This is a genomic window from Anoxybacillus sp. LAT27 (assembly GCF_022030075.1).
In the GTDB taxonomy this organism is placed as follows: Bacteria; Bacillota; Bacilli; order Bacillales; family Anoxybacillaceae; genus Anoxybacillus; species Anoxybacillus kestanbolensis.
Genome location: NZ_JAIWYK010000445.1, coordinates 316,337 through 328,878 on the forward strand (window position 1 = coordinate 316,337; position 12,542 = coordinate 328,878).

The following is a 12,542-nucleotide window of genomic DNA, read 5'->3' on the forward strand; positions in this document are numbered from 1 at the left end:
CCTTGTTTATTTGTCCCATATACATAGTATACAGAAGGAGTGAGCGAGATGGAGATGAAAACGGCGTTTTTACCTGCTTTTATTCAAAGCTATTTCATTGCTTTAGGCGTGTTAGTTGGAGGGGCACTCATCGGAGGATTCGGGGCTTTTTTGTCCGGTGAACCGCCGCTGACGATGATGTATCGCTTTGCGAGCAGTTTAAAAATTTGGGCGTTAATTGCAGCTATTGGTGGTACGTTTGATACGTTTTACAGCATGGAACGCGGATTTTTCCAAGGGGAAACGCGTGATGTCATTAAACAATTTTTACTTATTTTATCGGCAACTGGCGGGGCACAAACAGGTATGACATTCATTCGCTGGTTTACACAGGAGCATGGCGCATGAGAGTTCCACCGTACACACGCGATCCAGGCTGGCAACGCTTTTTCGCTGGAGCGGCAATTGGTGCACTTATCAGTTGGATCGTTTTCTCACAAATCTTTGGCATTTTACAAGAAAAACAAGTGCGCCTGCTCAAAATGCAACAAGAAATTATTGCTCAATTAAAACACGATTTAAACATTTGGCAACAAGATTACATTCAGCTAAACAAAGAAAATAAAAAGCGACTAACAATCCAATCAATTGATGTAAAAGTGATCAATGCCAAATCTTATGGTATCGATACGTATACAACTTTTCGTATAGAGGAAGATATAAAAAAAGATATTCAACATATCACCGCAAAAGATATTGAAACAGTATATAAAAGTAGAGAACTATTAAAAAAAGCAATTGAAAATAAAACGTACATCATCGACAATCAGAAATACCATCTCGATATCGAAACGATTTTATTTTTCACTAATATATCTATTGAACTAAAATTAAAGCAACAGTAGAAAGCGCTCTACTGTTGCTTGCATACTTCGTTTAAATCTGCCAATACGTGTTTAACTTCTTCCCACGAATAAATCGACGCACCTGCTGCTAGCGGATGACCTCCGCCACGGTATTTTTTCGCCACTTCATTGACAATCGGACCTCTCGAACGAAGACGAACACGAATTTGATCATCTTCTTCCACAAAAAACACCCATGCTTTAATCCCTTCAATATTTCCAAGCACGCTCACAAGTTGTGAAGCCTCCGATGGTGTTGCATCATACTGCTTCAACAACTCTTTTGTTAATACAATATGAGCCACTCCATATTCAGATAGCTCGAAATTTTGCAACACATATCCGCTTAAATGTGCGATCGATAATTTCGTTCGATAAAGTTGATCGTATAAATCGACAAACGAAAACCCGTATTCAACTAACTCGCTTGCGTATTTGAATGTTTTCGGATTCGTACTTGGGAAAAGAAAGCGGCCTGTATCACCGACAATGCCCGCGTAAATGAGCCGAGCAGCTTCTTTCGTTAAAATGAGACCTTGTTCTTTTCCAATTAAGTATAACTCATAAATCATTTCGCTAACGGAGCTTGCATTTGTATCGATCCATAAGATGTCGCCGTACGGATCTTCATTTGGATGGTGGTCGATTTTAATAATCTTTTTCCCTAGCTTATAGCGTTGATCGCATACCCGTTCTTCGTTTGCTGTATCGCAAACAATGACAAGTGCATCGTTATACATTTCATCCGGAACAACATCCATCTTACGTAAAAATTCAAGCGACGGTTCATCTTTCCCAACCGTATATACTCTTTTTTCTGGAAACGACGCTTGAATAAGCTCCGCTAGTCCTCCTTGTGAACCGTACGCGTCGGGATCAGGACGGACGTGACGGTGAATAATAATCGTATCAAATTGTCGAATATGATCAATAATTTCCAGCATTTTTTGTTCCATGGCGCTTCTCCCTTTTTTTCTCCATTAAAACATATTTTATTATGATTCGAAAAGATGTAAAATAATCACGCAACAATTTTTTCTTTTGGAGGACTGGATATGCCGATATTTGTTATACTTATCATTTTTTCACTTTCGTTTTATTTGTATTACAAAATAAAATATGTCCGCAGTAAAAAACCGATGGAACGGAAATGGATTAGCGCAAAATCAAGCATGGCGCTCGGCTCATTTGTATTTTTCTTTGCGATCAACCAATTTTTCATTCATCGGTCGACGGTATCTCTCATCGTTGGCATTGTGCTTCTTCTCGTCGGTGCAGGGAGCATATGGGCAGGATACCGAGCTCATCGCTATTATTTTCCGCTTGCTGTAAAAGAAGCGGAAGAAACGAAATAGGCTGCCGTACGCAGCCTATTGTCGTTCAAGCAACTGACACATCATTAATGCCTTTCCGACAAGCGTCCCCTCATTAAACACTTCAACGTCAACTTTCCCAAACTTACGTCCAATTTCTAACAATTTCGGTTTAATATCGATCACGCTATCAATTTGTACTGGTTTAATAAAATAAATAGTAACGTTCTCCACAACCAAATCACCTCGTTTATGTAAACGAAGCGCGCGCGTAGCTGCTTCAGTTACAATCGTCGTAAATACACCGTACGATAATGTTCCTAAGTGATTTGTCATTTGCGGAGTAATGTTACAACGAAAAATACCGTCAACTGTTTCAGTTAAAAATTGGGTCGTTACAATATCGTCAATCGTCTCACCCACTTGCGGCTGACGCTGGACCATTTGCAACGCTTTTAATACATCTTGGCGACTAATAATCCCTTGAAGTCGATGATACTCATCCACTACAGGCAGCACTTCGATCCCTTCCCACACCATCATATGTGAAGCGGAAGCGACTGACGTTTTCCCGCTTACCGTAATCGGATGTTTCGTCATTACTTTTTCAATAAGCACATCGCGCTCATACCCCATCACATCTTTTGCCGTCACGATTCCTTGCACTTTTAATTGTTGATCAATGACTGGAAAACGGCTATGCTTCGTTTCACGATTGAGCTCATACCACCGCTCGATTCGATCTGTCACATACAAATATGCTGTTTTTTCAAACGGCGTTAAAATATCCTCAACGAGCACGATTTCTTTTTTAATCAACTGGTCATAAATGGCGCGATTAATCATCGTGGCAACCGTAAATGTATCGTAACTTGTCGAAATAATCGGCAACTGTCGCTCATCCGCTAATTTTTTTACATGTTCCTCTGTATCAAAACCACCTGTAATTAACACGCCCGCCCCGGCCTCAAGCGCTAATTCGTGCGCTTTCGTTCGGTTCCCAACAATCAACAAATTCCCCGCACCTGTATAGCGCATCATCGCTTCGAGCTTCATTGCGCCAATCACAAATTTATTTAACGTTTTATGTAATCCTTCTTTTCCCCCGAGCACTTGCCCATCCACGATATTGACGACTTCAGCATACGTTAACCTTTCAATATTTTCTTTCTTTTTTCGTTCAATTCGAATCGTTCCAACACGCTCAATTGTACTTACATAGCCTTTTGTTTCAGCGTCTTTAATGGCACGATAAGCCGTTCCTTCACTTACTCCCATTTCTTTCGCGATTTGACGAACAGATATTTTTTCTCCAACCGGTAAGCTTTCGATATATTGTAAAATTTGTTCATGCTTCGTAATCGTCAAGTTGTCCCACCCTTTTTCGACAGTTTCTTACTTTATATTATAAGGGTGTACATGGTTGCATTCAATGAACGTTTTTACAGTTCGATGCTTTCGCCAATTCGTAAGACGCGACCAATCCCTTCAATCATTGACACAAACTGTTGTGGATCTTGTTGAATGACAGGGAATGTATTGTAATGAATTGGAACAACCATTTTCGCCTTTAACCATTTTGCTGCGATCGCCGCATCTTTCGGTCCCATCGTAAAATTATCACCAATTGGCAAAAACGCCACATCAATATCATTCATTTCACCAATAAGTTTCATATCAGAAAATAACGCTGTATCCCCGGCATGATAAATCGTTTTTCCTTCGGCCTGAAATAAAATACCGCTCGGCATTCCTGTATACACAATCGTTTCATTTTCTTCTACGTAGCTAGAGCCGTGAAATGCTTGGGTGAATTTGATCTTTCCAAAATCAAACGTAAATGATCCACCAATATGCATCGGATGGGTGCGAACACCTTTCCAGCTCAAATACGTAGCTAATTCATATGGAGCAATGACGAGGGCATCGCTCTTTTTCGCTAATGAGACCGTATCACCGACATGATCATTATGGCCATGTGTTAATAAAATAACATCGACATGAACGTCCTCTGCTTTTAGATCGGTTAGCGGATTTCCTGTAATAAAAGGATCAATGAAAATTGTTTTGCCGTTCGTTTCAATTTTTACAACAGAATGTCCGTGATAAGTGAGCTTCATCTTTCCTTCTCCTTTCTTCGTTTTTTACATGATTTTGTTTCTTCGTTTTTGCACTATTTCCTTCTTTTTTCATTCGTGATAAGCTGAAAAAGAAAGGATGTGAACAGGATGGAACGAATAAGTAAACTCCAACAAAAATTGAAAGAAACAAATGCATCATGGGCGTTCATTACATCGACAGCAAACGTTTTTTATTTTAGCAACTTTTACAGCAATCCACATGAACGATTGTTAGCTATTGTTATATTTCCAAATGACGAACCGTTTCTCATATGTCCAGAAATGGATGCAAATCAAGCGAAGCAGGCGGGGTGGCCATATGCGATCGTCAGCTATGATGATGTACATAATCCGTGGCGTATGTTGAGCAATGAATTGAACAAGAGAAATGTACAAACAGAACAAATCGGCATCGAGAAATCTCATATGGCTGTAAGTCGTCTCGAACAACTCCAATCATATTTCCCGCATGCCTCATTCGCCGATTTGACCGATACGCTTCATGAGTTACGAATGATCAAAGATGAAAAAGAACTCCAAACGCTTCGTCAAGCGGCTGAATTAGCCGATTTTGCTGTCGATATCGGTGTTCATTCCATAAAAGAAGGAAGAACAGAATTAGAAATCATTGCTACAATTGAGTACGAGTTAAAGAAAAAAGGAGTGCGCACGATGGCATTTGATACGATGGTCCTCGTTGGAACAAATAGCGCACATCCCCACGGTGTCCCAGGAATGAATCGCATTCAATCGGGGGATTTTGTTTTGTTTGACCTTGGTATCGTGCTTGATGGATATTGTTCCGACATTACGCGCACGGTCGTATTCGGGCAACCAACAGAAGAACAAAAACGCATATACAACACCGTCTTACAAGCACAGCAAGCTGCGATTCATGCATGTCAAATTGGTGCATCCATCGGAAGCATTGACAAGGCAGCTCGTTCACGAATTGAACAAGAAGGTTACGGGGCGTACTTCCCACATCGAATTGGTCATGGCCTCGGTATTGATGTTCATGAATATCCGTCAATGAACGCAACAAATACCATGCCACTTCAAGCAGGAATGGTATTTACAATTGAGCCCGGTATTTATGTCCCATCAGTCGGTGGCGTACGCATTGAAGACGATGTATATATGACTGAAAAAGGACCTCTTCTTTTAACAACATATCCAAAAGAACTACAAATTATATAGGCTGTCACAATGGCAGCCTATTTTCGATAACGATGAATGACATCAAGACCACCTGTCACTTCAATGACTGCTCCTGTAATCATATCAGAACAATCATCACATAAAAACTCCACAACACGAGCAATATCCTCTCCCGTCCCTGAACGGCCAATCGGCGTTATATCGTCTTTCATCTGGCGAGCATATGCAATTGTTGCTTCTTTCATTTCTCCAATAATATTCCCCGGACAAACCATATTCGCTGTAATGCCATACTCCGCTTCTTCAAGTGCAATCGTTTTTGTTAATGAAACAAGCCCAACTTTTGCCGCACTAAATGCTGAACGGTACATCCATCCTGGTGCGTGATCTGCTCCTTGAAAACCGTATGTCACAATGCGCCCAAAACGTTGATTTCGCATAATTGGTACAACCCGCTTAAATAAATGAAACATCGCACTTAAATTTCCTTCAATCATTTCATACCATTCGTCATCCGTATAATCGGCTAACTTTTTTCGCTCAAATATGTAAGGACCTGCATTATGAATTAAATAATCGATGCGTCCGAATTTGGCAACAGCTTCATCAACAATGCGAATTAAATCTTCTTTCTTCGTCACATCGCCTCGGACAAAATGAAGACGCTCATGACAGCCACGATACATTTCTTTTAACGCTTCAACAGCCTTTATGTCGCTCCGATAATGGACGGTAACAGCATATCCTTTGTTTAAAAATCGTTCTGTCACTTTTTTCCCGAGCCCTTTCGCCCCTGCCGTTACAATAGCATGCCTCACATTCATCCCTCCATCCATGCTTTGCTATGTTTATCGTACTACAAACAGGCGGAGGAACACACTTATTATGCTTGTTAGAAACAAAAGAGGCATCATCGCCTCTTTTGTTCCCCCTCTTGTTCAATGACCCCACTAATGTAAGCGTCTGTAATTTGCTCAGTTACTTCTGAAACGCCATTTTCATCATAATAAAGTTGTTCTTTTTGTTCCTTCTCACGCATCGTTCTACCCCTTTCGTCATAAATTTTTCGACAATACGTAGTGTTTGTTTTACAAAAAATGATATACTTGAATTGTAAGGAAAATTTTTTATTGGGGGAGTATATATGTACAAGTATAAAAAAATTTTAGTGGCAGTTGACGGCTCAAAAGAAGCAGAATGGGCGTTTAAAAAGGCAATTGAAATTGCCAAACGCAACGAGGCGTCACTCGTTCTTTCGCATATTATCGATGTTCGCTCATTTGCGACCATCGAAGCATACGATCGAACAGTGGCAGAGCGAGCAGAAAAATTCGCTAAAGAATTGTTGCAATCGTATGAAAAACAAGCTGCTGATGCAGGCGTCAAAGAAGTAGTCACAGATATTGAGTACGGTTCCCCAAAAGTGAAAATTTCAAAAGAAGTCGCTCCAAAATATGAAGTTGATTTAATCGTTTGTGGTGCAACAGGAATGAGTGCTGTAGAACGTTTTTTCATCGGAAGCGTTTCCGAACATATTACACGGTATGCGAAATGCGATGTACTCGTCGTACGCACACCAGAACAAACAGAGGCATAAAAGCGTTCGCTTTTATGCCTCTATCATTTGTTTTGCTTTTTCGATGGCTTGCTTCACTTCTTGAAATCCAGTTCCACCTGCACTCATGCGACGGTTAACAGCTGTATACGGATCAAGCGCTTCATAAATATCTTCCTCAAACAACGGTGAAGCTTGTTGATATACATGAAGCGGTAAATCGGCTAAAAAAACGCCTCGTTCAATGCATGTAAGCACAAGCTTTCCGACGATTTCATGCGCCTCACGAAACGGCACACCTTTTTTCGCTAAATAATCTGCCAGTTCGGTAGCATTTGAAAAGTCTTGCTTCGTTGCTTTTTCCATCACATCTTGACGAACTGTCATCGTTTCAATCATACCCGCAAAAATTTTTAAGCTGCCGATGACCGTCTGAACGGCGTCAAACATTCCTTCTTTATCTTCTTGCATATCTTTATTGTAAGCGAGTGGCAATCCTTTCATAACGGTAAGCAATGCCATTAAGTGACCGTATATTCGTCCTGTTTTTCCCCGAATAAGTTCCGCCATATCTGGATTTTTCTTTTGTGGCATGATGCTACTTCCTGTCGCAAACGTGTCATCCATTTCAATAAACTGAAACTCTTGACTCGACCAAAGAATGAGTTCCTCACAAAAACGGGATAAATGCATCATTAAAATAGAGCTATTACTTAAAAATTCAATAATAAAATCGCGATCACTTACCGCATCTAAACTGTTTTCATATATGTCATCAAAACCGAGAAGTCGGGCGGTGAGGTGGCGATCGATCGGAAATGTCGTCCCAGCGAGCGCTCCAGCGCCAAGCGGTGATTTGTTAATTCGTTTGAGCGATTCAGCGAAACGCTCGCGATCTCGTTCAAACATCCATACGTACGCCATGAGATGATGAGCAAACGAGATCGGCTGCGCGCGCTGCAAGTGCGTGTAACCCGGAATAAGCGTTTCGATATGTTGTTCTGCTTTTTCGACAAGCACACGTTGCAATTGCCGAATCAATTCAATAATCTCTATCACTCGTTTTCGTAAATATAAATGCATATCTGTCGCCACTTGATCGTTTCGGCTTCTCCCTGTATGAAGCTTACCACCAACAGGACCGATTTCATCAATTAACATTTTTTCAATGTTTAAATGAATGTCTTCATAAGCAACAGAAAAAGAAAGCTCTCCTCGTTTCGCTTTTTCTAATAGTTTTGTTAATCCTTGTTTGATCGTTTCAACATCTTCTTTTGGCAAAATGCCACATTCACCAAGCATCGTCACATGCGCGATACTTCCTTCGATATCTTCTTCAACAAGTTGTTGATCAAAATGGATCGATGCACCAAAGTCATCGACCCATTGTGCTGCTGTTTTTGTAAATCGTCCCCCCCATAACTTTTTCACACGTTCACCTTCTTTTCTCCATTGACGATGCTATATACTTTTGTAGGCAAGCCAAATAGAGAAATAAATCCGACAGCCGCTTGATGATCGAATTCATCTTCTGCTGTATACGTCGCTAATTTTTCATCATATAACGAAAACGGTGATTTCCGACCTTCTACAATCGCATGGCCTTTAAACAATTTCACGCGTACAACGCCTGTAACATTTTTTTGTGTTTCCTTTAAAAACGCAACGAGCGCATCTTTTAGTGGTGAAAACCAAAGGCCGTTATAGATGACTTCTGCGATTTTTTGCTCAATGATCGGCTTGAAGTGAGCGACTTCTTTAACAAGTGTTAAATCTTCTAACTCTTTATGCGCTTTAATGAGCGTCATCGCGCCAGGACATTCGTACACTTCACGCGATTTAATGCCAACGAGTCGGTTCTCAACATGATCGATGCGGCCGACGCCATGTTTCCCTGCTAATGCATTTAATTGTAAGATGAGCTCTGCAAGCGAATATGCTTTTCCATTAATTGTCTTCGGCATCCCTTGCTCAAAGCCGATTTCAATGATGTCTGGTTCATTCGGTGTATGTTCAAGCGCAACTGTTAACTCGTATGCTTCTTCTGGCGGCGCAGCCCACGGATCTTCCAAAATGCCACATTCGTTACTTCTTCCCCATAAGTTTTGATCGATGGAAAATGGACTATCTAAATCGATTGGAATCGGAATGTGATGTTGTTTCGCATATTCGATTTCTTCTTCACGTGACCATTTCCACTCCCGAACAGGTGCAATCACTTTTAAATTTGGATTTAATGCTTGAATCGATACTTCAAAGCGCACTTGGTCATTTCCTTTTCCTGTGCAACCGTGCGCAACGGCAACCGCTCCTTCTAATTCAGCAATTTCAACAAGCTTTTTTGAAATTAGCGGACGGGACAACGCAGAGATAAGTGGGTATTTTCCTTCATATAGCGCATGGGCTTGTAAAGCAATTAACGCATATTCATTCGCAAACTCTTCTTTTGCGTCAATCATGTATGACTTGACAGCACCAACTTTTAGCGCTTTTTCTTTTACAAATTCTAAGTCTTTTCCTTCACCCACATCTAAGCAACAAGCAACAACATCATATCCTTGTTCTTGTAGCCATTTAATCGCTACCGATGTATCTAAACCTCCTGAATAAGCGAGCACCACTTTTGGATTTGCCATAATCGTTCCTCCCTAAAGAATAAAAATACTTATATATTTATATTTATTCATTTCGCATATTAATAATGTAACAGCTATTTTTCTTTTTTTCAATAACTATTTTGATTAAAATAAAAATTAATAAGCGAAAAGGATGGGAGAATAATATGAGTGCACATTTTATATATGATGAACGCCTTGGCATTCGCCTGCCACATTTACAAAAAGAATGGGATATGTACACAAAAGAAGAACAAGCAGAAATTTTATTAGAATGGGAGACGATTCGTGGCAAAATTCCTGATCGAATTATCGAGCTAGAACAACAAATTAATGAAAAGCAACGACAGCTTGGAGAAGAAAATGATTTCGCTCGCTCATGCACGCTCAACTTTGAAATTGCAGCGCTCGCGTCCATCATTAACGATTTATGGATTTGGTATCGAATGAATCAAACCGTTACAAATCGCATACATCAATAAAAAAGGTGCCCATACGGACACCTTTTTTTACGCTAAATTCGCCAATCTCATCACATCACGGGCGATCATAACCTCTTCATTCGTTGGAATGACCAATACTTTTACCGGAGAATGCGGATAACTAATAAACGCTTCTTTGCCGCGCACTTTATTTAATGCCGGATCCCAGTAAACGCCCATAAATTCAAGACCACGCAATACTTTTGCACGGACGACATCACTATTTTCTCCAATACCTGCTGTGAAAATAATCGCATCGACGCCGCACATGCGCGCTGCGTATGAGCCGATGTATTTATGAATGCGCCCAGCAAACACTTCGAGCGCTAATTCTGCGCGTTGATCACCTTTTGCAGCTGCTTCTTCAATATCGCGTAAATCGCTTGAAAAACCAGTTAAACCAAGCATACCGCTCTTTTTATTTAAAATATCAATGACTTCCTCGGCTGTTTTCCCTGTTTTTTGCATAATGTACGGGATTAGCGCTGGGTCAATGTTGCCGGAGCGCGTCCCCATCGCTACACCTGCAAGCGGTGTAAAGCCCATCGATGTATCAATCGATTTCCCGCCTTCTACCGCTGCAATACTTGCTCCATTTCCTAAATGACAAGAAATTAAACGAAGTTGCTCAATTGGGCGGCCTAATAGCTCAGCTGCACGTTGTGTCACATATTTATGTGATGTGCCGTGAAACCCGTATTTACGAATGCCGAACTTTTCGTAATACTCATATGGCAAGCTATATAAAAACGACTGTTCTGGCATCGTCTGATGGAATGCTGTATCAAATACTGCAACCGCTGGTACGTTCGGTAACACTTCACGAAACGCTTTGATGCCGACAACGTTTGCTGGGTTGTGCAATGGCGCTAAATCAGATAAGTCTTCAATTTCTTTTAACGTCTCATCTGTAATTAAAACGGAGTCGCTAAATTTCTCTCCACCATGTACCACACGATGACCAATTCCTTCGATTTCGTCAAACGATTGAATAATACCAAGTTCAATTAATTTATCAAGCAACATTTTTACAGCAACCGCATGATCCGGAATTGGCGTTACTTCTTTTATTTTTTCACCATTGACTGTAATATTAAAAATCGCATCTTCAAAACCAATTCGCTCAACAACACCTTTTGTTAATACTTCCTCGCTCGGCATGTTGAACAATTGAAATTTTAACGAAGAACTTCCTGCATTGATCGCAATGACTTTTGGCATTTGATTAAACAGCTCCTTTAACATCGTTCACAATTATTGTATGCAAATATGCGAATTTCATCGGTACGTCTCTCATTTTACGGGTCGTTCATCGCCCTTTTCAAGTATACAAATTGGACGAAAACGTTTTCTTCACATATTTGTTATATTCAGAAGGTTATGAACGATTTTCTTTCAGCCATTGTTCAAGCTTCACGACCATCGCTTGCATCGCCTCTTTATTTGAGAAGCTAGGGAGCTGTGCGAGCAATGCTTGTTTCGGTGCTTTTGCATGCGCGCCTTTCTTTTGCAAAATAAAAATACTTTTCGCTGCCTTTTCATTTTTAAACATCGAAAGCGGAAGTTGCAACAAGCCTTGAATAAACGTTTCTTCTTTGATGAAAGCATGCAGTTGTTTTGATTCGTCTGATGTAAACAGCGTATTTGGAATTACGACAAATACATACCCGCCTTCTTTCGTATAACGAATACTTTGCTCAATAAACAAATAATGAGCGTATGAATGACCGCTTTTTGCATGTAAACGAAATGACTTGGCATTTTCATCGTCTGGATAATATCCGATCGGCAAATCGCACACCACTACATCAACCGGCTCAATAAACAACGGCTTTAAGCTGTCTTGATGAAATAATTGAATTTCATGTTGTTGTAAATTTGCATTCACATAAGCGAGCTTTAATAGTAGATCGTCTACATCCGCCCCATAACTTCTTACTTTTTTATTCGTCAGTTGATTCAACACAGCTGTCATTAAATTTCCTGTACCAATAGCAGGATCGAGAAGCGATAACGAAAAATACGTTTTTGTAAATTCATCAACTAAATAGCCAATAAATACTGAGACCGCATCCGGTGTCATTTGATGGTGTGGCTGTACGTACTCCTTCATTCCTTTCAACATCGCTAATTGCAACGCTTTACGGATGTGTTCATTTTTCCATTCGTGCAAATGAACAGATGCATACGCCTTTTGTAACCGTTTCTTTAAAAACTCGCTCACTTCTTCTTGCAAGACATCCTCATGAAATAAGTTTTCACCTGTTTCCGCAACTGCCTCTAAATACGAACATTTTAATTCTTCTTGTAACCATGTCGCCGTTTCATCAATGACTGTAAATAGCTTTTCCAATACACTTCACTCCTTTCTGTCCGACATTTTATTTTAGAAAATATAAACGAAAAAGGCTA

The 12,542-nt window shown here is 40.3% G+C and carries 15 protein-coding genes; 6 read left to right on the plus strand and 9 right to left on the minus strand.

Annotated elements, in window-relative coordinates; all coding sequences use genetic code 11:
* The first annotated feature begins 48 nt into the window (after positions 1–48).
* The gene (gene ytrH / locus LD028_RS17095; protein WP_004889062.1) at positions 49–387 is read left to right on the plus strand and encodes a sporulation membrane protein YtrH; all 339 of its coding nucleotides are present in this window, start codon (positions 49–51) and stop codon (positions 385–387) included.
* Positions 384–884 (plus strand): sporulation membrane protein YtrI, encoded by a 501-nt coding sequence (gene ytrI, locus LD028_RS17100; protein ID WP_077429296.1) that lies wholly within the window; start codon positions 384–386, stop codon positions 882–884. The genes ytrH and ytrI overlap by 4 nt, the downstream gene beginning before the upstream one ends.
* A gap of 8 nt (positions 885–892) precedes the next feature.
* Here ytrI and LD028_RS17105 read toward each other — a convergent pair whose 3' ends face one another.
* A complete protein-coding gene (locus tag LD028_RS17105) occupies positions 893–1,840 on the minus strand; it encodes a DHH family phosphoesterase (RefSeq protein ID WP_237812487.1) in 948 nt (315 codons plus the stop codon).
* Between the two features lie 99 nt (positions 1,841–1,939).
* On the opposite strand from LD028_RS17105, the gene LD028_RS17110 reads away from it, so the two are divergent.
* The gene (locus tag LD028_RS17110; RefSeq protein WP_237812488.1) at positions 1,940–2,239 is read left to right on the plus strand and encodes a YtpI family protein; all 300 of its coding nucleotides are present in this window, start codon (positions 1,940–1,942) and stop codon (positions 2,237–2,239) included.
* 15 nt (positions 2,240–2,254) lie between these two features.
* Here LD028_RS17110 and LD028_RS17115 read toward each other — a convergent pair whose 3' ends face one another.
* Both LD028_RS17115 and LD028_RS17120 read right to left on the minus strand, forming a co-directional pair.
* A complete protein-coding gene (locus tag LD028_RS17115; RefSeq protein WP_237812489.1) occupies positions 2,255–3,565 on the minus strand; it encodes a CBS domain-containing protein in 1,311 nt (436 codons plus the stop codon).
* A gap of 74 nt (positions 3,566–3,639) precedes the next feature.
* The gene (locus LD028_RS17120; protein ID WP_237812490.1) at positions 3,640–4,317 is read right to left on the minus strand and encodes a metal-dependent hydrolase; all 678 of its coding nucleotides are present in this window, start codon (positions 4,315–4,317) and stop codon (positions 3,640–3,642) included.
* A gap of 108 nt (positions 4,318–4,425) precedes the next feature.
* Here LD028_RS17120 and LD028_RS17125 point away from each other — a divergent pair, with 108 nt between their 5' ends.
* Complete coding sequence (locus LD028_RS17125; protein ID WP_237812491.1) at positions 4,426–5,517, plus strand: M24 family metallopeptidase; 1,092 nt, start codon at positions 4,426–4,428, stop codon at positions 5,515–5,517.
* Positions 5,518–5,534: 17 nt separating this feature from the next.
* Here LD028_RS17125 and LD028_RS17130 read toward each other — a convergent pair whose 3' ends face one another.
* Together LD028_RS17130 and LD028_RS18065 are read right to left on the minus strand one after the other, a co-directional pair.
* On the minus strand, positions 5,535–6,314 hold the full coding sequence (locus tag LD028_RS17130; RefSeq protein ID WP_171700397.1) for an SDR family oxidoreductase: 780 nt from the start codon (positions 6,312–6,314) through the stop codon (positions 5,535–5,537).
* 74 nt (positions 6,315–6,388) lie between these two features.
* Positions 6,389–6,517 carry a hypothetical protein gene (locus LD028_RS18065; RefSeq protein ID WP_255706740.1) on the minus strand — a complete coding sequence of 43 codons (129 nt, stop codon included), beginning with the start codon at positions 6,515–6,517 and terminating at the stop codon, positions 6,389–6,391.
* 105 nt (positions 6,518–6,622) lie between these two features.
* Here LD028_RS18065 and LD028_RS17135 point away from each other — a divergent pair, with 105 nt between their 5' ends.
* Positions 6,623–7,075, plus strand: coding sequence for a universal stress protein (locus tag LD028_RS17135; protein WP_237812492.1), 453 nt, complete (start codon positions 6,623–6,625; stop codon positions 7,073–7,075).
* A gap of 12 nt (positions 7,076–7,087) precedes the next feature.
* Here LD028_RS17135 and argH read toward each other — a convergent pair whose 3' ends face one another.
* Both argH and LD028_RS17145 read right to left on the minus strand, forming a co-directional pair.
* Positions 7,088–8,464 carry an argininosuccinate lyase gene (gene argH / locus LD028_RS17140; protein WP_006320830.1) on the minus strand — a complete coding sequence of 459 codons (1,377 nt, stop codon included), beginning with the start codon at positions 8,462–8,464 and terminating at the stop codon, positions 7,088–7,090.
* A complete protein-coding gene (locus tag LD028_RS17145) occupies positions 8,461–9,669 on the minus strand; it encodes an argininosuccinate synthase (RefSeq protein ID WP_237812493.1) in 1,209 nt (402 codons plus the stop codon). Before LD028_RS17145 ends, argH begins: the two co-directional genes overlap by 4 nt.
* 146 nt (positions 9,670–9,815) lie before the next feature.
* Here LD028_RS17145 and LD028_RS17150 point away from each other — a divergent pair, with 146 nt between their 5' ends.
* Positions 9,816–10,130 (plus strand): hypothetical protein, encoded by a 315-nt coding sequence (locus LD028_RS17150; RefSeq protein ID WP_012574186.1) that lies wholly within the window; start codon positions 9,816–9,818, stop codon positions 10,128–10,130.
* Between the two features lie 27 nt (positions 10,131–10,157).
* Here LD028_RS17150 and LD028_RS17155 read toward each other — a convergent pair whose 3' ends face one another.
* Positions 10,158–11,351: an acetate kinase gene (locus LD028_RS17155; RefSeq protein ID WP_035050616.1), complete on the minus strand. Its 1,194-nt coding sequence runs from the start codon at positions 11,349–11,351 to the stop codon at positions 10,158–10,160.
* 157 nt (positions 11,352–11,508) lie between these two features.
* Positions 11,509–12,483 carry a class I SAM-dependent methyltransferase gene (locus tag LD028_RS17160; RefSeq protein WP_237812494.1) on the minus strand — a complete coding sequence of 325 codons (975 nt, stop codon included), beginning with the start codon at positions 12,481–12,483 and terminating at the stop codon, positions 11,509–11,511.
* Positions 12,484–12,542 lie beyond the last annotated feature (59 nt).